The following is a 21,902-nucleotide window of genomic DNA, read 5'->3' on the forward strand; positions in this document are numbered from 1 at the left end:
GTCAAGATGACCCCTGAGCCATCCAGGGCAATCGCATCTCTCATTAAATTAAGATGCGATTGCCCTGTTGCTTGGGGTCCAATCGCGCAAAAACTCGCCCAAATGTGTCATGGGAAGGAATCCCGTTAGGCAGTTCCAGCAGGTCTTTGAGCCACTCCTCTTTCGCTTTCCCAAACGCTTCGATTTCTACCCATCCTTCAGCTCCGCAAATCACCCCACAGATGGCGATGACGATGATATCCAACAACATGTGCCGCTTCGTTCGCTCTACTCGGGGGTCTTCCACTGCGGCAAAACACGTTTCCAGGCTCACTACTGGCTCTCGGTTCAACTGTTCTACTCCGTCTTTTTGAACTCCATTTTATCACCTCCCTTTCGATGTGATTCCCCTAGCCCTCGGTTTGACAGGAGGCCAGGCCGCCTTTATAATGGCAGAGCCTACACAGTTCGCTCCCAATAGCAGGAAGTGTGGAGCAATCCGCAGAAAGCGCGAGAAAACGCCAGTGTATTAGGACCAACCTTTCTCCAACCACTAGGACCAGCACAGAGTCCCCATCTTCACAAACGATGAAGTTCAGAACGATACAAACAGGAGTACAAAGCATGAGTGCAAACAATGCACAACGTACGGCCCTGCTGGTTATTGATGTCCAGGTTGGTCTCATCGACGGCGCCAATCCAGCCCACCACAAAAGCGAGGTTCTGGCCAACATCCAGTTCTTGTTGCACAGGGCTCGCGCCTCCTCGACCCCAGTCATCTATATCCAACATGCAGGCGATGAAGGCAGTTCATTGGAAGTTCATTCCGCCGGGTGGCAGATCCACCCGCAGATCGCGCCCCAGGAGGGCGAAACAGTGCTGAGTAAACGCGCCTCGGATTCGTTTTATCAGACCTCCCTCCAACAGGAACTGGAAGCTTTGGGCATTACGTACTTGGTCGTCACCGGCTGTAAAACGCAGTATTGCATCGATACGACCATCCGGCGCGCTACCACCCTGGGCTATGATGTCACCCTGGCCAGCGACTCCCACACCACCACCGAGAGCGGCACCCTAGCGGCGGCGCAGATCGTGGCCCATCACAATGAAACGCTGGATGATTTTGGCAACGACGAACACGTGGTTGTGGTCAAGCTGAGCAGCGAGATTGCGTTCTAAACGGCGTTGGCTCTTTTCCAGGAGCTCTCACCAACGTTCACGAGTGAAGAAGAGCCTGATTGGTTCTGGCCCAGACACGCAGGTTCTCAACATATTCATCAGACAAGTGGCAGGCGGCTATACAACCGCCTGCCACTTGTCTGATGAGTCAAAAATAAGATGCGATTGCCCTGCGGTAGCCATAGGCCTGCTTGCGCCCGGTGAACAGTGCCAGTCCACCAGCAGTGTACCCGCGCAAATCCCAGGTGCGATGCAGCCCTGCGGCTCCCAGAAAGAGCAATGTCAGCAAGAGTCTCTGGTGAACCACCGCTGAACTACCTACCAGTGGGGGACGAGCAGAGATGGCTTCTCTCGGCAGAGCTTTCTCTAATTGCGCCAACAATCCCGTCTCGCTCGCTGCGGCCAAGAGCAGCAAACCTCCGGCTCCTTCGCTGTATCCCGGCTCAGCCGAGACGCTTTTGGGCTTTTTTTCTCGCGGCATCGGCTTGCGAGTCAATCCAAGGCTTGCTCTGACCCGATTGAGTTGACTGACACTGACGCATACCCCGAAACGCTCTTGTAGCAGGCGTTGCACGGCAGAGCTGGAAACGCAGGGATCGGCTCGACAATGCTCGCACACCAGGGCAAGGACTTCTCCACGCAACTTGATCGGGTGACCATGCCGTCCATCGGTCAATGCTCGTTCTCCTTCGCTCCGCGCGCGCTTGAGCAAGCGATAGACCGTTGTGCGATGCATCGGAATCGCACTGTTCATCCGCGCTTCTCGAACCGAGACTCCCTGCTCCATTTGCTTGATTATCTCACGTCTGGCCACTTGACGAGGCTTGAGAGTTGCGGTTAATTGCATCACTGTCGCTCCTTCTCATCCTTTCTGGAGACTATGCAAAATCAGGTGCTGATGGTCAGCACCTGATTTTGCATAGTCTCCACCTTGCTGTTCCCTCGATATGGCCCCTTTGCCCTCTTTCAAATAGATGAGGCGTGTGCCTCAGTCGACTGTCGTGGATCTGTATGCATTAGCCATACATAGCCATCTTCTAAACCAGGCTCTGTGGGTACGGCTCCGACGCGTGGTGAGAGGTCACCTACGACGCGATATTGGACATTCGCGCCCATATTAAGTGCGGACACGATGGTAAAATTCCCTTCAGGGCGCGGGCCAGGGGTCGTGAGCAACCAGACCTTCTCGCGCGTCGCTTCCAGCATCTGGGCGACAGTCCCCTGAAAAAGCACCTGCCCACTCTTCATCACCGCGATATTCTGGCAGGTCTGGGCGATATCCTCGACAATATGTGTGGAGAGCAGCACAGTGCGGTTGCTGCCCAGATCGGAGAGCAGATTGCGAAAGCGAATCCGTTCCTCCGGGTCCAGCCCTGCGGTCGGCTCGTCAACAATCAATATTTGTGGATCGTTGATGAGAGCCTGCGCGATGCCCAGGCGCCGCTTCATGCCACCCGAAAATGTCTTGACCTTGCGCCAGGCGACCGTGCTCAGCGCCACTGTTTCCAGCAGTTGTTCAACTCGAAGCCTTCGAGGCTTGCGGTCCTTCAGACCTTTCAGCACCCCCACATAGTCCAGGAACTCGCGCGCGCTCAGATCTGGGTACATACCCAATTCCTGCGGCACATAGCCGAGGATGCGTTTGATCGCAGCACGACCCTGCTCGCGAGTACCATCATACTGGCCAATCTGCACTGTGCCGCTGGTCGGATGCAGAATACCCACCAGAATGCGCATCAGTGTCGTCTTCCCTGCCCCGTTTGGTCCTACCAACCCGAACATGCCCTGTGGGATTACCAGGCTCAGGTCACTCAGCGCCTGAACATTGCCACGATAGATTTTTGTCAGATGATTGATCTCGATATTCATCGAAGAGATCCTCTTTCTTTCGCTCAATTCATGTGCGTCTAATTAGCGATGCGCCTGTTCCCAGCGCAGGTAGAGCCAGGCCGCAAACACGGAAAGTCCGCCCAGCCCGACCAGCAACGCAATACTTTCCACCCCCTGCCAGATGGTCGGATGCAAGATTAAAAAGACCCATTGAAAATGGAAAAAAGCTTCCTGCGCCCAGGGACCAGTGGCATTGAGCATCGTCGCAACCGGGCTGGGTATCGGAAAACGCGGACTCATCAGGTTGGCCCAGAACCAGTACCCGATAAAGAGAATCTGGTAGAGCGGCACCTTGAGAAGAACAGGAAGCGCAATCGAGAAACCAGCCGCAAACACTATGCCGGGCAGCAGAATCGCAGCGAACGCCTCCAGAGCCAGCAACAGGCTCTGGGGATCATGAAATTTCGCCAGCACATATCCCACGCCGAGCAGATAGATGAGGAGCACCGGCACCAGCGTTGCCAGAGTGCTCCCCAGGTATTTGCCCAACAAGCGCGCGAAAAGTCCGCCGGGAAACGTGTCCAGGATCTCGTCCACGTGCAGTTTTTTGTCTCGTGCCAGGCGATCAGCCACCACCAGGCCAGCACCCAGCGGCAAAAACCAGGCTGCGAACTGGGCCAGGTACAGTACAAGGTCATGCGCCGTCTCCTGTGGGGTACTGATCACGTGAGGACTTGAGACCGGGTGGGCGCTTAAAAGAGAGACCCATAAGCTGAAGCCCAGCACGCTGACGATCACCAGGACCACCCACAGAGAACGGCGGCGGATCTGCATGAGAAATTCGTAGCGCAGCGCACCGCCTGTGACAGATAGAGCATTCATTGATCAGATATCCTCTCCGAAAAAGCGCCGCTCAGGATCGCGCAAAAACCACCAGACGGCGGCGAACAAAACAAGCGCCGTCGCGATCAGTTCCAGGCGATTTGTCAGCCAGAACGACGCGTCAGGCGTATACAGGGTCGCGAACAAAAACCAGGGCTGCGCCCAGCCGTTCTGGGCAAAGAAACCGTGGAAGAGCAGTTGCATGATCCAGACACAACCCAGAATAGCCCCGCTGCTCGCCTGATTACGCAACAAGAGCGCGAGCAGAATACAGGCTCCGGACAGCCAGAGCGAAGGTGCCAGCCAGGTCAGTTGGAAAGTTGCCAGCGGTTTGACAGGCACCCAGGGCAGAAAGGCAGAGAGTGCCAGCGAGGCCCCCCATTCCACTAGCAGCGTCCAGCCCAGGATCAGGGCAAAACGCAGAAAGACAATCCGGCGATACGAAACCGGCAGAGTCAACAGCAATTCAAGTGAGGCATCCTGAACCGCAACGGTCGAGAGTATGATGCCAGCGGCCAGCGGCAGGCAAGCCTCAAGCGCAGCGATCAGCAGCGACGCGATCAAGATATGCACCACATGGCCTAGTAAGAACATGCCCGTCAGTCCTACGAAAACCGCAACCAGGGCCAGCGGAATGAAAAAGAGCACCGGGCCAAGGATATGCACCTCATAGCGCAGGTGATCCAGGTGCAAAAATTGTGTCATCAAACATCATTCCTCATGCGTAATGAGACTCTCTGGAGAGGAAATGTTCCTCAAGAACAGACCGACAATTGGCAGTATACAAGCAGAAGATTACAAACTCTGATGGGAAAAGGTGAACAACTCCTTAACAGCAGATCAACAGATGCTATCCGCCTCTCACAAGGCTTTCGGCGCTCGCGAAAATGGGCCATAATGAGAGAAATGGAAGAAGGAATGACAAATGAAGAGGAGAGAGATCGCTATGAAAGCTTCGGTACTCATTGTGGATGATGATGCCGCCATTGCCCATCTGCTCAGGGATTTTCTCAAAGCGGAGGGATTTCAGGTCATGGTCGCGACAGACGCAGAGAAGGCTCTGGACACCGTTCAGCGGACATCGGTGGATTGCCTTGTACTCGATGTGATGATGCCTGGCCGCTCTGGATTTGATCTCTGCCGGCACATCCGTGAAACAAGCAATCTCCCTATCCTCTTTCTGAGTGCGTACGATAGCGATAAAGAGAAACTGCGTGGCTTCGGATTGGGAGGAGATGATTACATCGCGAAATCCGCCTCGCCCAGTGAGGTCGTGGCCCGCGTGAAGGCTGTTCTCCGTCGTTGTCAAAAAGAAAAGCCATCCTCCAGCATGTTTAACTTTGGACGTCTGGTCATTGATCCAGTGGCGCATGAGGTCCTCATCGAGGGACAACCACTTCCGTTCACCACCAGAGAGTTTGCTCTGCTCTGCTTCTTCGCAGAACATCCCCGTCAGGTTTTTACGCGAGAGCAGCTCTTCGAGCGTTTTTGGGGCGAGATCGGCGATCGTCAAACGGTGACCGTGCATATTCGGCGCATCCGTGAAAAGATTGAGAGAGACCCTGCTGATCCCCATTACATCATTACCGTCCGAGGGACAGGCTATCGATTTGAGGGACCGCGGCCATGAAGAAACGTACCATGCGCAAGTGGTTGGCGCTCGCCTGGCTGCTTTATACCATGCTGATGCTTACTGCGGTAGGGCTCATCATCAGCATTGCTCTCCCCCTCACACCGCCTATGGCAAGATCGACCGCCCCCACCCACCCACTGACATTCACGCCAGGGCTCGCGTCCATGACGGTGTTGATTCTCTTGCTCCTGATTGTGGTGCAGGCCCTCCTGGTAGGGACGACCGCCTGGTTTCTGCAACGGTCCATTTTGACCCCTTTGGATGCCATTGGCAAGGCCAGCAAACAGATTGAACAGGGGAATCTCCATTTTTCTCTGCCATCATCCTCCACGCTGGAAATGGCCGAAGTGGTGAGCGCTTTTAACGCTATGGGACAAGCACTGCGTGATGCGCTCGCACGTCAGGAGAAACTCGAGGAAGAACGCCGTTTCTTCATCAGTGCCGTCGTCCATGACTTACGCACCCCGCTCTTTTCCTTACGGGGGTACCTGGAAGGGGTCGAGAAAGGCGTGGCAGATACGCCTGAGATGGTTGCACAATATCTACAGATCTGCCGGGGAAAAGCAGAGGATCTTGAGCATCTTATCACCGACTTGTTTACCTATACGCGGTTGGAATATCTGGAACTGCTGCCCCAGCGTGAGGAGGTCGATATGGGGGTCTTGTTGCAAAAAACCGTAGAGGCCATGCGTCCCCTGGCGGAACGTGCAGGAATCATGGTGACGATCACATGCGAGGGTTCATCACCTTCGTCGCTCCTGGCAGTCGATAGGCGGCTCCTCGTGCGGGCCATCGAAAATCTGCTAGAGAATGCCATCCGCTACACTCCACAGAGAGGATCTATCGCGATCAACTGGTTGCGCAAACCAGAGCGTTTTGAGTTCACGATCGCCGATACCGGACCCGGCATTGCCCCTCAAGATCTCCCACATGTCTTTAAGCCGCTGCATCGTGGCGAAACCTCGCGCAATCGACAGACAGGGGGAACTGGCCTCGGCCTCACCATTGCTCAGCAGATTTTCCAGGCACACGGAGGAGATCTCTCTGCCGCCAATAGGGAGTCTGGAGGAGCGGTCTTTCGTGGGTTCTTGCTTGCCTCTCGCAATACGATCAGCGGCACAAAAGAAGAAGCACACAGCTCTCCATAGCACCTTTGCGAACCAGAATGGAGCCGCAGGGGTGGGCTGAAAGACACACTCGAAGCCAGGATGGGCCAAGGAAAACAGCAACACGTCGGTGGCCCGATGCGTCCACAGTGTATCGAGAATGAGAGAGAACGGCTTCCCATCGAGATCGCAGCCACCGTTCGATCTGATCGAGGAAAGCGATCAAGCTCACGGTCGTCCGCTGGGGAAAGGAACCGTCAACTTTCTTTTCGACTTCTCGACGGGCATTTGCTCTCTTTCATCATCCGTTCCATCTGTTGCATTCTTCCTGCGCAGAAAGGGTCTCGAATAACGTGACTTCCTGATAAACTCTATCTGGGTAGCGATTGAGGAGGGAGCATAACAGCTCGGCCATGCTACGTTTTTCCCCTCTCTATGGGGGCCAGACATACCCCCTCTGAATTGCCCTAAGTAGGGAAGCTAGCTGTGTTTGTGTGGCGTGGTAGGACGGTGGTAAGGAGGTGTATCATGTCGAAAGAATTGATCAGATGCACATGTGAAGCCCATGCGATGTATGTGTGTCTTGCGTGTGAGGAATACCTGTGTGAGTTGTGCGCTGAAGCCTGTCTACAGGATCATCCCGACAATGTATTGGCTATCACCGATTTGACACCTGAAGAGGTTGAAGAGACGATGTTCATCCCGACGCATTGCCAACTGTGCGGGAAGCAGACAGACATGTTTCGTCCCGTTGAAGCGCCACACGATCCTGACGATATGGTGTGGGCATGTGGTGAATGCGTGAAGTATGGGGGCCTTGCTGATGAGGCCCGGAGTGAAGGGTTTTGTTATCAGAGATAGGCCCAGGAAAGCTTTCTTAATCGGTCAAACCGTGCGGAATGAGTAGCCTTTCCCCAGCGTGTTCGACTGTCCTTTGAGCAAGTCTACATCTTGCTCCGGCCCTTCGTCGAGTGGGCTTGTTTCAATATGAACGTAGAAGGAAGTGAGAACATGAGACGGTTTATGCTCGTCACCGAACTCAACCTGATCAATGGTATAGAGTTTGACTCTGGTAGGGTCGCGCTCGATCAGTGCGACTCGATTGGCCTGGGGTCGGTTGATTGTGAGAGTCATAGCAGTATCGAGTCTCTGATAAATGCCTACAGCCTATCGCCTATCATCTGGTTTAAGACGCTTGATATCACAGATGAGCAGAGGAAGAAGGCAGAGATAATCCGCCGCCAATGGGTAACGAATGGATATAAATATGAGCCAAGAGAGGTTGAGCTATAGTGACGACTCTCCACGGCTAGAGCCCTGTCTTTTATACACAAATGACAAACGGAGATGAGAAGCGAGATAAACCCTTTCAAGCAGGGTTTGGACACGAAGCCAGCCCTTCCAAAGCGTTTTCCAGCCGGGAGGACCATCGCTGCGACGAGCTAAATAGCCCCCCATTTGAGCAATGGCTTTCCAAGCGGCTTGTATTGTCATCTGCATAGGGGACTGACCAGTTTGCGCCGCGATGACGGCGAGCACATCTGCCCAATAGCAAGAATGCGGTATCCTCTTGAGAGGATGTTCTCTCACCACCTTGAAATACCAGCCAGGGAGACCCCTATGACCAGAGACACCACCTTGCACATGCAGCTCCCCGATGGCCGCTCCATCTCCTTGACCCCAGAGCAGGCCCTGGACGCATGTTGTCTGGCTCTCTCCGTCAGCAAGTTATTGAAGAACAACAATCGCAGACAGATCGTTCGATTGATCTGCGACTGCCTGCTGATCCTGTGGTCATGCAAGCCGACGATAGACGGTTCCCTCAGGTCGTGAGCAATCTGGTCACCAATGCCCTCAAATATTCCCCTGCGAACACGCCCATAGGTGTGGAGATAAGCCAGAGACCGGGAGAGGCCATCCTTGCGGTTTCCAATGAAAGCCCTGTGCTTTCCCAAGAACAGCAGAAGACGCTTTTTGAACCATTCTATCGCAGTCCTGAAGCGCGATCCTCTGCGACACCCGGATGGGGACTGGGACTTGCCATTTGTAAAGAAATTGTTCTGCAGCATAGTGGGCCCGTGCTCGGAATGGCCACACCACTGCCCATGCCGCAGAGTGACCCGGCGGTCCTTGAAGCTGCGATCGCGGCCATCGTGGAAAAGGTGACCCGAGCCAGAACCGCGTGCATTCTTCCTGGCTTTCTCGTCGCACGAGCCAACCTGCGCCAGGAGCTGGAAGCGGTCATAGACCACTCCGGGTTGCCCTTTGCCACCATGTTCAACGATAAGAGCACGCTTGATGAGACGCATCCCTCCTCTATCGGCATGTATGATGGTCAACTGATGAATCCCGAAGTGCGTGCCTTCGTCGAAGACTGCGACTGCGTCCTGGGTGTGGGAGCTCTTTTAACGGATTTCAACACGGGAGCATTCACAGCACGTATTGATCGCACAAAGAGTATCAATATTCTCTACGATCATGTGCGGGTAGGCCATCAGGTCTTTGAGCATGTGTGGATGAAGGATGTGTTGCAGGAACTTGCCCGCCGGTTGCCCAGGCGTTCCGATGTGAAAGGACCACCAGTCAGCGGACTGGGCTCCCCCAGGGCACGAAGGATGGGAAAATCACCGCTGAGTATCTCTATCCTCGTTGGGAGCAGTTTCTCAAGCCGCATGATGTCCTGATCACCGAGACAGGCACCTCCTCGATGGGCATGGCCTTCGCGCGGATGCCTGCGGGCTCCGTCTTTCACAATCAGGCTCTCTGGGGCTCCATCGGCTGGGCCACTCCAGCAGCCTTTGGGGCCGCTGTTGCCTCCCCGCAGCACCGGACCGTGTTGATCACGGGGGAAGGTTCCCATCAACTCACTGCGCAAGAAGTGGGCCAGTTCGCTCGCTATGGACTCAAGCCCATCATTTTTGTCCTCAATAATCATGGCTACCTGATTGAACGCCTGCTCTGTAAGGATGGAGAGAAAGCCTACAACGATGTGGAGGCGTGGAATTATCAGCAGGTACCAGCGGCCCTCGGGTGTGACAACTGATTTGTGGCTAGAGTCACCACCTGTGGCGAGTTGGACCGTGCCATCGCTCGTGCCGAAATGGGTGAGATGGGAGCCTATATTGAAGTGGTGACGGACAAGGACGTCGCCCCGCCGTTAGCGCTCAAGATCCATGAAGATCGCGGCACGCTCTATATGCAGTGAGCGAGACGTTGCTCCGCGGGGCCAGGCTCCTGAGATGGAACTGGCCCTATTGGAACGAAAGCACAGAAACAGGGGGGGTTGCCCTTTTCTCTGTGCAGAAAATAAAGAGCGGTCGCCAGATCAACCCATCCTTCACCAAGAGTGAGACAGATCGACGTTTGAGGGCAAAACCAGCTAAGGTTTCGGGTCAATTACCAGCCATCAACAATCTTCATCACGCTCTTCCTACCAGTGCAGCCAGTGACGCACGATCACCACCATCAATTGGGCCACCACCGCCTGCAACAGCCCTCAGACATACCAGTTAACACGCTTTTCGCTTTAACGATAGAGGTTGATAAGTTGTGGTTCAGCCTATGATGGAAGTAAAGTGATTTCTTCCCCAAGAGGGGACGGGGGTGCTCCTCTTTACGAGACAAGAAGGAGAAAATATGTTTTTCCATGTACAGAAGCTGATCAATGAAATTGTGCCCGATGAACCAGATCCGGCTGCGGCTAATGCGCTTCAGGAGGGATTGGGCGGCCAATTTGGTGAAATGCGCACCATGATGCAGTACCTCTTTCAAAGCTTCAATTTTCGCGGCAAAGCCAAACCCTATCTCGATGTCATTCAAGGCGTAGGCATCGAAGAGATTAGCCATGTGGAACTGATCGCGACCACAATTAACCGGCTCGTGGATGGATCTCCTCGTTATCAGGGCAAGGAAATGGGCGAAGGGTGCAACAGCACTCCGCTCAAGGTTGCGCTTGATCGGAATGGTCAGGGGCATGGCAATATTCATCATTTCCTGGTCGCTGCTCAGGGAGCAATGCCAGTGGATGCCGCCGGAAATCCCTGGTCGGGCTCGTATGTCTATAATAGCGGCAATTTGTCGCTTGATCTGCTCTATAATTTGATGCTGGAAAGCACGGGGCGTCTCCAAAAGTGTCGTCTGTATGAAATGACCGCGAATAAGACGGCACGCTCCACCATCTCGTATTTAATTGTGCGTGATCACGCGCATGAGAATGTCTTTGCGAAGGCACTGGAGTCGCTGGGCGTGAATTGGAATAAACTGCTTCCCATTCCCAATTTCGATGCCACACAGTTCCCCGAAGTGAAGCAATTGATGGAAAAGGGGCTTCACAACCAGCAGTACCACTGGCGCTTGGATGGCTCAGAGATGGCGAAGATCATTACCGGCCAATCCCCCTCAACGACCAGTGAGCACAATGGAGGCACCCTGCAGGTTCCCAAGCAGGCTCCTGAAGGCGTTCCATTCACGCCAGGGGACGTACGGCCAGAAGAGTTTGCTCCTGGTCTCTCCCACGATATTGAGGCGATGGCCGAACAGGTGATGCAGGCAGCAAAACACGTGCGGTAAAGGACGATACAGGCTCTAGCTTGCGATTTCCTCTCCTTACGCGATGCGTACTCCATGCATGTCAGTTCAGATTGCTGGACGAGTGGAAACGAGTATCGTCCGTGCTTCTCTGCATGGTATGGCTCCTGGCCACGTGAGGGTGAATGCTGGACGAGTCTTCAGACTCGATCCGTGCCAGTGCCCACGGGATGCGCAACGAGGTTGAAAAAGGAGAGGAGTTTGTCTCCTGTCAGGAAAGGCAAGCTCTGCTTTCTTGCGCAAGAGGCTTGACAGGTTCTCAAAGGTTGGGTATGGTATGAGTACATGAACTGATGGTAGCTAGGGTTCCGCTGATGCTTTTCAGGTCTGGACCGAGCGCTACAGAAGCTGCACACGCAGCAGGCACCTCATGGAACAAAATGCCAGAGAGGAGAGGTTGATGCGTTTTGACGTGTCTTCTTCTTTTTTTGTTTGGCTGGAGGTGCCATGTGTCAAAATATACGCTTGTCCCTGAACAACACGCTGCTCGCTTCCGTTTTGCTGCGCTGCATTCCCGCGCCTTTGCGCTGCTGTGGCTGGGTGGGATTGTCTCTTACATCGGCACCCAGATCCAGCTCATCGGAACAACCTGGCTAGTCATCCACTTTCCTCATGCTGCTCTGTGGCTGGGAGGACTCAGCCTCTGTTTTGCGCTCCCGATGACTCTTCTTCCTCCTTTGGGTGGATGGCTAGCTGATCGGATCAATCGCATGACGCTTCTCAAATGGGCCAGGGGTATTCAGATCGCTTTGCCTGTCCTCGTCGCCTGTCTGCTGATGAGTGGTCACCTCCAACTCTGGATGCTTTCTGTCCACACGTTTCTTGTCGGTGTTGCCACGGCTTTTAGCCTACCAGCGAATCAAACGCTGTTGCCCTCTCTGGTGCCAGAAGAAGAGGTGCAGAGTGCCACTTCTCTGCAGTCCGCGATGTTTGCGAGCGCCACACTCGTCGGTCCTGCACTGGGTGGGGTGCTGTTGCAACCGGTAGGGGTAGCTGGTCTCTTCCTCGTCGATGCGCTCTCGACCCTGGCGGTTTTCCTTCCCCTGTTCCTGCTTCACGGGATCTCCCGACGGGAAAATGTGAGGAGACAGGCCCCGAACCATCACCTGATGGATGGGTTCCGCGCGATTTTCCAGCATCGGGATCTCGTGGCACTGCTCGTGATGGCCATGTGCCTGTGCCTGCTGCAAGGAGGCTCTCAGACGCTGCTGCCTCTCTTCGCACAGGAGACGTTTCACGTCGGAGCCGATGGGTATGGCTGGCTTCGTACTATCTCTGGCGCCGGAGCCGTGCTTAGTAGCTTGCTGTTGTCAGCCGTGGGCACCATCCGCCGTACAACCGTGCTCATTGTTGGGGCAACGCTCTTGCAGGCGAGCGTCCTCCTGCTCTTTGCGAACGTTCCTGTCTTTGGTCTTGCTCTCGTCTTGCTCTTTCTGGCAGGGATCTCAGGCACGCTCGCCTCTGCCCTTGTTCAAACACAGCTCTATCTCGTCGCGCCAGAACAGTTCCGCGGGAGTACTATGGCGCTTTACATCGTCGCACTGGTTGGGTTCAATGCCATTGGGGGAATGATCGGGGGAAGTGTGGCCCAGGCGTCTTCCTGCTCTCAGGCAGTCACCTGGATCGTACTCGTTGTGATGGCAGTCATGCTCTTCTTCCTCCTCTCTCACAAAAGGAGAGGAACGAGGAGAGCGAGACCAAGAGAAAGGTGAGGTCTGGGATGTCAGAAAAGTCAAAAGATCAGGAAACAGTCGCAGTGCTTGTTCAAAAACTTGGTCTGCCGAAAAGGGTCGTGCGCTGTAAATATGACGAGGATTTTCATCTGATCGAATGCAAACTCACGGCATGCGAACGCCCCTGGCTACCAGCAGAGATTGGGCAACTGACGCATCTGCGCAGCCTGCATGTGCGATACTCGAAGCTTCGTCAGATCCCCGAAGAGATTGGTCAGTTGGTCCATCTGGAGCGTTTGCATCTGGATCATAACCACCTGGAAGCGCTGCCCATGTCTTTGTGGCAGTTACCCAATCTACGGTATTTGCACCTGGACCATAACCACCTCACAGAGGTGCCTCCAGAAATTGGACACTTGCGGAACGTACGGAGCCTGGAATTGAGTGCGAATCACCTGAGGCACTTGCCAGCAGAAATCGGCCAGTTAAGGCATTTGCGAAATCTCTTCCTGAGCCAGAACCATCTGACTACGCTGCCACAAGAACTTGGACACTTGCGGTCCTTGCTCATCCTCTCCGTAGATGATAACCCATTGATCCTGCGAGATGAGTTCATTGGACCAGTGCCCCGATTGCCAAAACGCCAACAGATCAGCAAACGAGCCGACGATGGTGCAAGTTCTCATACCAGAGAGGAAGACCGATGACGAGTCTCACTGCTTCCTCGGTGAACATCCTGACGACTTCGCAAGCGGTCCCCTCGACGCCATCCTGGTTCGGGGAAATCACGGTGATAGCTCATCACCTTCAACGCCAGGATGTGCTTACTGCCATCGAAGAACAGGTACACTTTGCCCGTCGCCGTTTTGGGCGGTACGAGGTGATCGATTTTGTTGCCGTCCTTTTCGGCTATGCGATCAGTGGCGAACGAACGCTCGAAGCCTTTTACGAGTGCCTCCAGCCCTGGGCAAACATGCTCATGGCGCTCTTCGGACGCGATCGTTTGCCAGCCCGTTCGACCCTTAGTCGCTTCCTCGCCGCGCTTGATCAGCCCACAGTGGAGTCCCTGCGCACGCTGTTTCTCAAAGATCTGCTTGCTCGTCCTCTGGGAAAAGAGGAGCAGTTAGGCGGGCTGTTCGATCGGCAGGGGAACCGCTACCTCGTCTTCGATGTGGATGGGACACGCGAGGCCGCCCGCCAACGGGCTTTGCCGCAAACGGCAGATCGGCCTGCTCCACAGCGGCGTTTGCGTCCGCTGTGTGCTCCCGGCTACACCGGACGTAAGCGCGGGGAAATCGTGCGGAGCCGGACGACAGTATTGCAAGCGCATACGCATCAGTTCCTCGGCACGTTTGGAAACTCCGGCAATGGGGAATACCGAGCCGAACTGCGTCGGGCCGTCACGGCCATACAAGGCTACCGAGAGGCACATCACCATCCTGAAGAACGGGTTCTGCTGCGCCTCGACGGGCAATATGGCACAGGAGCCGTCCTCGCCGACCTGGCTGGGTTGCCTTTTGTGATGCGCGGCAAAGCCTACCACCTCTTGAAACACACTGACATCCAGGCTCGCCTGAAACTGCCTCCCGATCAGCACCTGACCCACCCGGAGAGTGGGATGGTGCGCGCGCTCTACGACTGCCCAGATGTGCCTGTAGGGCCTGATGGCGTCTCTTGCCGCGTGGTGGTCGCGACCCATCAGGCCTCCGAAAAGAAGAGCCGGATTGGGGTCACGCGTGCTGGCGTCGTCTATGAACTCTTCTTCTCTCGCTTACCGCAGCAGACATTTACCGCCTCCGACGTCGTGGCGCTGTATCTGCATCGTGGCGCCTTTGAAACAACATTAGCTGATGAAGACCAGGAGATCGATCCCGACCGATGGGTCAGCCATACGGCTACGGGTCAAGAGGTCTGGCAACTGATTAGCCAATGGGTATGGAATCTGCGTCTGGAACTGGGCCATCAGCTCCATCCTGATCCGGTGCGTACAACTGAGTTCGCTCCCGCTCTCCCACCTGCGCACAAGGAGACCCCCGCTCAGGCTCCTGTTCAGGGATACGAGAAAGCCTCCGTAGCCCTGCCCTGGAAAGCTGGCCGTTTCTCAGGCCAAGACTTTGCCCTCCAACCCGATGGGACGCTGCGCTGTCCCGCTGACCAGATGCTGGTGGCAAACGAGCGGCGTAGGGAAGCCAATGGGAGCCTGCGCGTGGTCTATGCCGCCAGCATCCGCAGTTGCCGTCCCTGTCCCCTGCGCGAGCACTGTCAATGGAATGGCAGTGCCACCAAGAAGCCGCGCCAGGTGAGTGTCTTGTTGCATCCATTGCGCGTTGGTTCTCAACCCATCCTGTGGAAGGATTGGAGCCGCAGGCAGCATCGGCGAGCGTGTATGCAACTCCTTCGTCATCAACGCGTGGAGGTGCGGGTCGAACCGGCTCTTGCTGCCGCTTCCCTTTCTCCTCTCACATCAGCGCCTCTGTCTCGCGCGCAGCGGGCGCACTATCGTCTGACGTTTCAAGAACGGCTGGTTCGCAATGCCCGCGTTTCCACCGCTGGGCAGGTAACCATCAGACTGTGTGGTGTTCCCGCAAACTTTGCCACTTCGCTTGGCCTATCGTTAATAGCTTGAACCAAACGCTCGGAACGCCTCGCTCCTCTCTCGCCTCGGACAAGTTTGCTTCTCCGAATGCATCTCTCTGACCTCTTTCCCCGATTTTTCTTCCTTTCTGCCCTTCTCGTTCTCCATCCCGCTGTTTTTGTTCCCTCTGATGCGTTTTCTCTCACGGTTTGCTGCACTTTTGCCCAGAAGAACAAGGATTAGCTCTTCAACAACCTCGTTGCGCAATTCGTGGGTCTTGGATGCGCTGCTGCACCTGAGCAGGGAGACGCATCCAGAGGTGAGAGGGAAGAATGGATGCAATCACGGAGAACCTCGCAATCCTCAGCCACATGCAACAAGTCGGTGAGACTCTCAGCAGTCAGTTTGCTGAAACCTGGTGACCGAGACGGAGCCAGTGTAGTGCATGCCAGAGGAAGGCACAAGAGCATCCCATCGCGATACGCCACGAAGACGTGCCCATCCTCATGAGGGGATGAGGTGATGGAAACCAGGCTGAAGCGGCGTCCGAACAGGGGATGCCCCGGATCGATGACCTCAATCTCTCTCAGTTTTGGGTCATCTGGGTTCTTGAACCGGGTATTGAGTTGTGCGATCGTTTGACACGATCGATCATACTGTGTTACTGACCATTTTGGGAGAAAAGCTCAAAGACAACCGTTTCTTGAGATTGCTATCAAACCTCCTCCGGGCAGGATATTTGGAGGATTGGAAATACCACCGAACCCTTTCCGGAAGCCCGCAGGGCGGGGTGGTCTCACCAATACTCAGCAATATCTACCTGGACAAGTTTGATGCCTTTGTCGAGCAAGTGCTCATTCCAGAATATACACGGGGAGCCAAAAGACGACCCAATCTGCACTACGAAGCATTGAGAGCACAGGCCAATCGCAGGAAACGCGCGGGAAAACGAAAAGAAGCGCAACGGCTCTGGACACAAGTTCAACACCTGCCTTCCAGAGACCCACACGATCCTGACTACCGGCGCCTCAAATATGTCCGATATGCAGATGACACGTTGTTTGGCTTCATCGGACCAAAAGCAGAGGCTGAGGAAATCAAAGGAAAGATAGCCAACTGGTTGAGAGAGAATCTGAAGCTCTCCCTGTCTCTGGAGAAAACGTTGATTACCAACGCAAGCTCAGATATGGCTCACTTCCTCGGCTATGAAATCGTCGCCCAACGTGCCAACGAGAAGCACAACTCCCAATCGGGATATCGGACCGTCAATGGCAAGATGGGATTACGAGTTCCTGCCGAGGTCATCCAAAAGCGATGCACCAGATACATGCGCAAGGGAGTTCCTGCGCATCGTAATGAACTGATCCAAGATGATGATTACACCATCATCAATCGTTATCAGGCCGAATACCGGGGTCTGATTCAATACTATGTGCTGGCAATCAATGTAAGCTGGTTTCACCAACTTCATTGGGTCATGCAAGCCTCACTCCTCAGGACACTCGCCCGGAAACATCGGACAAGCCTGAAAGCCATGGCCGAAAAATTCCGAGCGACAACAGAGACTCCTTACGAAAGACTGTCCTGTTTAGAGATAGTTGTTGAACGAGCAAACGGAAAGAAGCCCTTGGTAGCACAGTTCGGAGGCATACCGCTGAGACGGCAAGAAAAGGCAATCCTGACCGATCTCGATCCAATCTACTCTCAACAGCGAGGCCGCGACCGCAATGAACTCATCAAACGACTTCTTGCGGAGAAATGTGAACTCTGTGGTTCGCACACGAACATAGAAGTCCATCACATTCGCAAGCTGGCCGACCTCAGAGAAAAAGGAAGGAAAGAGAAGCCTCGGTGGGGGAAGAAAATGGCCCAAAGAAGGCGAAAAACCCTCATCGTTTGCGCCAACTGCCATGAGAACATCCATCGAGGGGACGGAAAACCACAAACACGAAAGACATCACTGGAGAGCGGAGTGCGGTGAAAATCGCACGCTCCGTGTGCGCCGTGAGGCGCGTTGTGGTATCCCTGCTGGAAGCAGGAGGAACTGAGGAGAGGTTCCTGGGTTACTGGCATAGCTGGAGGCGAAAGCTGAAGGTGACCAAGCATGCCAGGCAAGCGACGCATGCTCGAAAGCGTTGTAGGGCAGGGTGTTCGTACGACCCGCTTCCTATGCGTAAAGCTGGATTGCCTGAACCCGAATCCTGACGGGGTGAATGTGCGCACCCATCGGAAGAACGCTTGAAACCGATGTCACGTTTTGTCTTGGCATGAACGGTGGGCTGGGACAATCCTCAAACGTGAACGAGGACCAACGAGGTCTTTCAAAGGATGAGTCGGGACGCTACGGGAAGCTAGCACGTACCACAGCGACGTACCACGGGATCACCTTCCTGACGCGAGTCAGATGGTGACAGAGCTGCCATATGATTGCGCCCATGTGGCATAGAAGTCTCTGCCTTGGAAAAGGCATCACTGGAGCATGGTGATTAAAGCAGCATCTTACCTGCGCTCACAATGAGTTCAGGGATACCTTCCTCCGAAAGGTGAGAGGGGACAGTAGCATGATGTGAGCAAGGCTGGTGAAGTTCGAGTACCGCGAACCAGAGGTCAGTCAGCGAGGTCGTGCGTGGTGAAGACCGGATTGTTTGAAACCTAGTCGTGGGGGAAAAGTGGCAGCCCGCAGGATACGGTATGATCGCCTGCGCTCGATGTTGTAGAGAAAGCTCATATTTCCCTGCAAAGCTCCCATCGAGACCAGCCCGCAAGGAGCGGGAAACGACGGACGGGACACCTAAAACACGAAGCGAGGCTTCTAGAGCAACTTGGGGATGGCCTACAGCCTGTGAAGGCCAAGGTCACGGAGGAGTCATAGTACTATCTCATCAAAAGTTTTTGTTGAGAAGGAAGGACTCTAGGGAATCTGCTTAATTCTAAGGAGGTTGACTTGGACGAGTCACACAAGACCTTACAGAGACTTGAGCGCCTACGACAACTGAATACAGACAGGAACTGGATCAACTCGAACCTCTATCGCCTGATGTACAAAGAAGATTTGTACGTTCTGGCCTACGAAAGGATTAAATCAGCCCCAGGGAATATGACCCCAGGAACGGATGGAAAAACCATCGACGGCATCTCCATGTGCATGATCCAACACATCATCGAGGAGATGCGAACGGAACGATTTCAGTTCAAACCGGTCCGAACGGTCTATCTGCCAAAACCCAACGGAAAGAAGAGAAAGTTAGGAATCCCCTCCACGCGCGATAAAATCGTGCAAGAGGTGATCCGCACCATTCTCGAATGCATCTATGATAGCCCAAAGGGACCATACTTTCACGAAACCAGCCACGGCTTCCGCCCGAACCGCAGTTGTCACACAGCGCTACGGGAGATTCGCGGGAAATGGCCGGCCATCAACTGGTTTTTGGAGGGAGATATTCAATCCTGCTTCGACGCGATCGACCACGGCGTGTTAGTGAGCCTCCTTCGCAAGAAGATTCGAGACGAGCGCTTTCTCAATCTCATATGGAAGCTCCTGCGGGCAGGATACTTAGACCTACGAGAAGCGAGACACGATAGTCTGGCAGGAACCCCGCAAGGCGGCCTGGCAAGCCCAATCCTTGCAAACGTGTACTTGCATGAACTGGATGAAAAAGTCGAAGAAATGTGCAAACAGGTAGAGAGAGGCGGGAAACGGAAACGACGAAACCCCCTCTACCACAAACTGTCAGAACAAAAACTCCGCCTTGTCAAGAAAGGAGCAACACGCACAAAAGAATTCCGCGAATTAGTACGACAAATCCGAAATATGCCAGCAGTAGACGTGGATGACCCTAACTTCATCCGCCTCAAATATCTGAGGTATGCGGACGATTGGCTGGTTGGGATCTGCGGACCTCGAAAGCTTGCAGAACAAGTCAAGGAAGAACTGAAAACCTTCCTGAGTCAACGCCTCAAGCTCACCTTGAGCGCGGAAAAGACAAAAATCACGCATGCACGCAAAGAACAGGCCCACTTCCTTGGAACTCGACTAGCCATTGGAAGAGAAGGAATTCAACGAGTCGTCACGACCAACAACGGTTCCATACGGCCTGTCAAACGCCGTTCAACGGGCTGGGAAATAGTTATGGTGGCTCCCAGAGATGAGCTCATCAAGAAACTCCATGCGAAAGGATTTTGCACTGCACTAGGACAACCCACCACCAAGTTAGGATGGATACATCTAGATGCAGACCAAATCATCGCCCTCTACAATGGCATCAATCGAGGAGTACAAAACTACTATCGCTTCGCGGACAACTTTTCACACCTGATACGTATCCAATACATTCTCAAGTTCTCACTTGCTCACACGCTGGCAGCGAAATACAAGTGCTCAGTGCGCCAAGTTTTCAAGCGCTTTGGGAAAACTCCTACCGTTACCATCAAAGCAAAAGATGGGAAACGAGATCGTCAGGTCGCATTCTACAACAACAGCGACTGGAAAAAGCAACGGAACGGTTTTCAAATCAACCAAGCGACAGTCGATCAGCTCCGATGGAGCATGAAATTGCGATCACGCTCAAAATTGGGAATGCCATGCTGTATTTGTAGCAGTTCTGAGCAAGTAGAAATGCACCATGTCCGCCATATTCGGAAAACTGGCGCGAAAAAACCAGCCGGCATCAACGCCATATTACAACTGATGAATCGAAAACAGATCCCTGTCTGTTCAGAATGCCATCAGAAGATCCATCGAGGCGACTACAGTGGAATACGTCTCTCTGATCTGGCATACAACCCGTACGAATCAGTACAACGTAGGAGATTCCGTGAGAGCCGTATGCGGTGACAAGCTGCACGTACGGTTCGGGAGGGGGAGGTTGATGCTCTTGAGTGATCAAGACCTGGCCTCCTACCTCACGTCGTGAGCGTAACGCCTCACCAGGGAGACCGGGAGATCCGGTCGCAGGGCAAAGGGCAGCAGGAGGAACATTTCAGAAATGTGGAGAGTTGGTTGGCCGCGAAATGCATAAGTCCCTCCTTATTCTCTCCGCTATGAAATGATTTCTCTGGAAAGCCGAGTGCGATTAACGTCGCCTGCTCGGTTTGGGAAGGGGGCAACAGAAAAGGGCTGATAAAGTACCTCGCTGGTGCCCTACTTCATTCGGCGGGGGCCAGGCGAAAAAGGAGTTACCAAACTACCTCGTCGGCTGGCTACCCGACTGCCCCGGCAACAAGCAGAGTGGGGGGAAGCGGCTGAGTGGAAAGACCACCAAAGGCAACCCCTACCTGCGGGCCATCTTGTTTGCGCGTGGCCTGGGCCATTGCCCACACGAAAGACAATTACTTGTCAGCTTTCTATCACCGCATGGCTCGGCGCCATGGCAAGAAAAAAGCGATCATGGCCCTGGCACACAAAGTGTTGGTGATTATCTATCACATCTTACGTACCAAGAAACCGTATGCCGATCTAGGCGCTGATTATTTTGACCAACGGGATCGGGGACGGATCGAACGTCACCATATTCACGGCCTTGAACGACTCGGTTACACCGTGACGCTCATGCCAAAGGAGGCAGCTTAACTGCTCATTCTGCATGATACAACGGCTTCAGACGGAATGGCTTCAGACGGAGACGAAGAGGAATCCAATACGATCAGGATTCCTTTGGGTCCTTTTGGCCAGTTTCCAGATCTGGTGCTGGGCCCACAAGAGAGATTTTCGGAGGAATGGCGGATGAGCCTCTTTTTTGCTCAATACCATCTGTAAGCAGGTATGTTACAATACACCCAATATAGTATTCATGTCGAGCAAAACAGAGCACAGGAATGTCCTGTGCCCTGTTTCAAGCAAAACAAATGCTATAAAATACTCAATTGCGAACACACATGCTGCATCCGCATCATCGCCTCGTCTATTTCCGCCTCTACTGTTTGAATCTGGCAAGCTGGCAGGAGCGGTGGGTTGGGGGAAGCACTCGCCCTGGTGTATGGCGCGACGGTGCTTGAACAACGATGCATCTTTCACAAACTGCACAATGTGGCCACCAAGTGTCGCAGCGAACTCAAAGGCAAAGAGCAACGCGATCTCAGGAAACAATTGATGGAGCAAGCGGCTCTGGTCTATCAAGCAGAGAATGCCAGTAATGCCCGTCTGCGCCTGGCTAGGTGGGGCGAGCAATGGCGAGAACAGGCTCCTCAATCCATCGCGACGCTTGAACGCGACTTTGAGCAAACCCTCGTCTTCTACTCACTCAGCGGTCTAGCCCCCGTATGGATACGCACCACATCTTTGTTGGAGCGCACGAACCGGGAGTTGCGACGCAAATTTCGTCAGGCGGTCACGTTTGGCAGCCAAAGAGGGGCCGAGGTGGCCATCTACTTGCAAGTTCGCCGACTCCATGCTCGATGGATCGGACAGGACTGGTGGGAAACCTCTCGCGCTGTTTTCTTCGATCTCTGGATGTAAAGCC

General features: G+C 54.2%; 20 protein-coding genes and 2 pseudogenes. 17 read left to right on the forward strand and 5 right to left on the reverse strand.

Going from position 1 to position 21,902, the window contains the following annotated elements; genetic code table 11:
* Window positions 1-70: 70 nt before the first annotated feature.
* Window positions 71-331, reverse strand: a pseudogene (locus tag KRAC_RS31795) (ISAs1 family transposase); the annotation flags it as partial.
* 272 nt (window positions 332-603) lie between these two features.
* Here KRAC_RS31795 and KRAC_RS31800 point away from each other — a divergent pair.
* Window positions 604-1,158, forward strand: coding sequence for a cysteine hydrolase family protein (locus KRAC_RS31800; protein ID WP_007914416.1), 555 nt, complete (start codon window positions 604-606; stop codon window positions 1,156-1,158).
* A 148-nt stretch (window positions 1,159-1,306) separates the two neighbouring features.
* On the opposite strand, the gene KRAC_RS31805 is transcribed toward KRAC_RS31800, so the two are convergent.
* The 4 genes from KRAC_RS31805 to KRAC_RS31820 all read right to left on the reverse strand — a co-directional run bounded on the left by KRAC_RS31805 (window position 1,307) and on the right by KRAC_RS31820 (window position 4,578).
* Window positions 1,307-2,005 carry a helix-turn-helix domain-containing protein gene (locus KRAC_RS31805; protein ID WP_007914417.1) on the reverse strand — a complete coding sequence of 233 codons (699 nt, stop codon included), beginning with the start codon at window positions 2,003-2,005 and terminating at the stop codon, window positions 1,307-1,309.
* 119 nt (window positions 2,006-2,124) lie between these two features.
* The gene (locus KRAC_RS31810) at window positions 2,125-3,027 is read right to left on the reverse strand and encodes an ABC transporter ATP-binding protein (RefSeq protein ID WP_007914418.1); all 903 of its coding nucleotides are present in this window, start codon (window positions 3,025-3,027) and stop codon (window positions 2,125-2,127) included.
* A 42-nt stretch (window positions 3,028-3,069) separates the two neighbouring features.
* Complete coding sequence (locus KRAC_RS31815; RefSeq protein WP_007914419.1) at window positions 3,070-3,870, reverse strand: hypothetical protein; 801 nt, start codon at window positions 3,868-3,870, stop codon at window positions 3,070-3,072.
* A gap of 3 nt (window positions 3,871-3,873) precedes the next feature.
* Complete coding sequence (locus KRAC_RS31820) at window positions 3,874-4,578, reverse strand: hypothetical protein (protein WP_211221359.1); 705 nt, start codon at window positions 4,576-4,578, stop codon at window positions 3,874-3,876.
* A 238-nt stretch (window positions 4,579-4,816) separates the two neighbouring features.
* Between KRAC_RS31820 and KRAC_RS31825 the strand changes: the two genes are divergently transcribed.
* The 16 genes and pseudogenes from KRAC_RS31825 (at window position 4,817) to KRAC_RS31895 (ending at window position 21,898) form a co-directional block, all read left to right on the forward strand.
* Window positions 4,817-5,500: a response regulator transcription factor gene (locus tag KRAC_RS31825; protein ID WP_007914422.1), complete on the forward strand. Its 684-nt coding sequence runs from the start codon at window positions 4,817-4,819 to the stop codon at window positions 5,498-5,500.
* Window positions 5,497-6,651 (forward strand): sensor histidine kinase, encoded by a 1,155-nt coding sequence (locus KRAC_RS31830; RefSeq protein WP_007914425.1) that lies wholly within the window; start codon window positions 5,497-5,499, stop codon window positions 6,649-6,651. Before KRAC_RS31825 ends, KRAC_RS31830 begins: the two co-directional genes overlap by 4 nt.
* A gap of 486 nt (window positions 6,652-7,137) precedes the next feature.
* Window positions 7,138-7,470 (forward strand): hypothetical protein, encoded by a 333-nt coding sequence (locus KRAC_RS31835; RefSeq protein WP_007914427.1) that lies wholly within the window; start codon window positions 7,138-7,140, stop codon window positions 7,468-7,470.
* 150 nt (window positions 7,471-7,620) lie between these two features.
* Complete coding sequence (locus KRAC_RS31840; protein ID WP_007914429.1) at window positions 7,621-7,902, forward strand: hypothetical protein; 282 nt, start codon at window positions 7,621-7,623, stop codon at window positions 7,900-7,902.
* A gap of 407 nt (window positions 7,903-8,309) precedes the next feature.
* Window positions 8,310-9,293: an ATP-binding protein gene (locus KRAC_RS74725; RefSeq protein WP_211221360.1), complete on the forward strand. Its 984-nt coding sequence runs from the start codon at window positions 8,310-8,312 to the stop codon at window positions 9,291-9,293.
* A 23-nt stretch (window positions 9,294-9,316) separates the two neighbouring features.
* Window positions 9,317-9,652 (forward strand): thiamine pyrophosphate-dependent enzyme, encoded by a 336-nt coding sequence (locus KRAC_RS74730; protein WP_211221361.1) that lies wholly within the window; start codon window positions 9,317-9,319, stop codon window positions 9,650-9,652.
* A 3-nt stretch (window positions 9,653-9,655) separates the two neighbouring features.
* Window positions 9,656-9,814: a hypothetical protein gene (locus KRAC_RS74735; RefSeq protein ID WP_211221362.1), complete on the forward strand. Its 159-nt coding sequence runs from the start codon at window positions 9,656-9,658 to the stop codon at window positions 9,812-9,814.
* A 431-nt stretch (window positions 9,815-10,245) separates the two neighbouring features.
* Window positions 10,246-11,178 carry a manganese catalase family protein gene (locus KRAC_RS31855; protein WP_007914431.1) on the forward strand — a complete coding sequence of 311 codons (933 nt, stop codon included), beginning with the start codon at window positions 10,246-10,248 and terminating at the stop codon, window positions 11,176-11,178.
* 467 nt (window positions 11,179-11,645) lie between these two features.
* Window positions 11,646-12,908 carry an MFS transporter gene (locus KRAC_RS31860; protein WP_007914432.1) on the forward strand — a complete coding sequence of 421 codons (1,263 nt, stop codon included), beginning with the start codon at window positions 11,646-11,648 and terminating at the stop codon, window positions 12,906-12,908.
* A gap of 8 nt (window positions 12,909-12,916) precedes the next feature.
* Complete coding sequence (locus tag KRAC_RS31865) at window positions 12,917-13,576, forward strand: leucine-rich repeat domain-containing protein (protein ID WP_007914433.1); 660 nt, start codon at window positions 12,917-12,919, stop codon at window positions 13,574-13,576.
* Window positions 13,573-15,495, forward strand: coding sequence for a hypothetical protein (locus KRAC_RS31870; RefSeq protein WP_007914434.1), 1,923 nt, complete (start codon window positions 13,573-13,575; stop codon window positions 15,493-15,495). The genes KRAC_RS31865 and KRAC_RS31870 overlap by 4 nt, the downstream gene beginning before the upstream one ends.
* Before the next feature lie 607 nt (window positions 15,496-16,102).
* Window positions 16,103-17,425, forward strand: a complete 1,323-nt coding sequence (locus KRAC_RS31880) for a reverse transcriptase/maturase family protein (RefSeq protein ID WP_244422375.1) — start codon at window positions 16,103-16,105, stop codon at window positions 17,423-17,425.
* Window positions 17,426-18,388: 963 nt separating this feature from the next.
* Window positions 18,389-20,278: a reverse transcriptase/maturase family protein gene (locus KRAC_RS31885; protein WP_007914435.1), complete on the forward strand. Its 1,890-nt coding sequence runs from the start codon at window positions 18,389-18,391 to the stop codon at window positions 20,276-20,278.
* 257 nt (window positions 20,279-20,535) lie between these two features.
* Window positions 20,536-20,688 (forward strand): annotated as a pseudogene (locus KRAC_RS79835) (hypothetical protein); the annotation flags it as partial.
* 1 nt (window position 20,689) lies between these two features.
* Complete coding sequence (locus tag KRAC_RS31890) at window positions 20,690-21,013, forward strand: hypothetical protein (protein ID WP_157507376.1); 324 nt, start codon at window positions 20,690-20,692, stop codon at window positions 21,011-21,013.
* 381 nt (window positions 21,014-21,394) lie between these two features.
* Window positions 21,395-21,898: a transposase gene (locus KRAC_RS31895; RefSeq protein WP_040445441.1), complete on the forward strand. Its 504-nt coding sequence runs from the start codon at window positions 21,395-21,397 to the stop codon at window positions 21,896-21,898.
* The last annotated feature ends 4 nt before the right edge of the window (window positions 21,899-21,902 follow it).

It is taken from the genome of Ktedonobacter racemifer DSM 44963 (assembly GCF_000178855.1).
Classification (GTDB): domain Bacteria; phylum Chloroflexota; class Ktedonobacteria; order Ktedonobacterales; family Ktedonobacteraceae; genus Ktedonobacter; species Ktedonobacter racemifer.

Excerpts from the sequence above, each read along its gene's own strand:
- KRAC_RS31830 (WP_007914425.1), top strand. The coding sequence starts at position 5,497 with ATGAAGAAACGTACCATGCGCAAGTGGTTGGCGCTCGCCTGGCTGCTT.
- KRAC_RS31840 (WP_007914429.1), top strand. The coding sequence starts at position 7,621 with ATGAGACGGTTTATGCTCGTCACCGAACTCAACCTGATCAATGGTATA.
- KRAC_RS31835 (WP_007914427.1), top strand. The coding sequence starts at position 7,138 with ATGTCGAAAGAATTGATCAGATGCACATGTGAAGCCCATGCGATGTAT.
- KRAC_RS31810 (WP_007914418.1), bottom strand. The coding sequence starts at position 3,027 with ATGAATATCGAGATCAATCATCTGACAAAAATCTATCGTGGCAATGTT.
- KRAC_RS31800 (WP_007914416.1), top strand. The coding sequence starts at position 604 with ATGAGTGCAAACAATGCACAACGTACGGCCCTGCTGGTTATTGATGTC.
- KRAC_RS74725 (WP_211221360.1), top strand. The coding sequence starts at position 8,310 with ATGTTGTCTGGCTCTCTCCGTCAGCAAGTTATTGAAGAACAACAATCG.
- KRAC_RS31825 (WP_007914422.1), top strand. The coding sequence starts at position 4,817 with ATGAAAGCTTCGGTACTCATTGTGGATGATGATGCCGCCATTGCCCAT.
- KRAC_RS31805 (WP_007914417.1), bottom strand. The coding sequence starts at position 2,005 with ATGCAATTAACCGCAACTCTCAAGCCTCGTCAAGTGGCCAGACGTGAG.
- KRAC_RS31815 (WP_007914419.1), bottom strand. The coding sequence starts at position 3,870 with ATGAATGCTCTATCTGTCACAGGCGGTGCGCTGCGCTACGAATTTCTC.
- KRAC_RS31865 (WP_007914433.1), top strand. The coding sequence starts at position 12,917 with ATGTCAGAAAAGTCAAAAGATCAGGAAACAGTCGCAGTGCTTGTTCAA.
- KRAC_RS74730 (WP_211221361.1), top strand. The coding sequence starts at position 9,317 with ATGGGCATGGCCTTCGCGCGGATGCCTGCGGGCTCCGTCTTTCACAAT.
- KRAC_RS31870 (WP_007914434.1), top strand. The coding sequence starts at position 13,573 with ATGACGAGTCTCACTGCTTCCTCGGTGAACATCCTGACGACTTCGCAA.
- KRAC_RS31855 (WP_007914431.1), top strand. The coding sequence starts at position 10,246 with ATGTTTTTCCATGTACAGAAGCTGATCAATGAAATTGTGCCCGATGAA.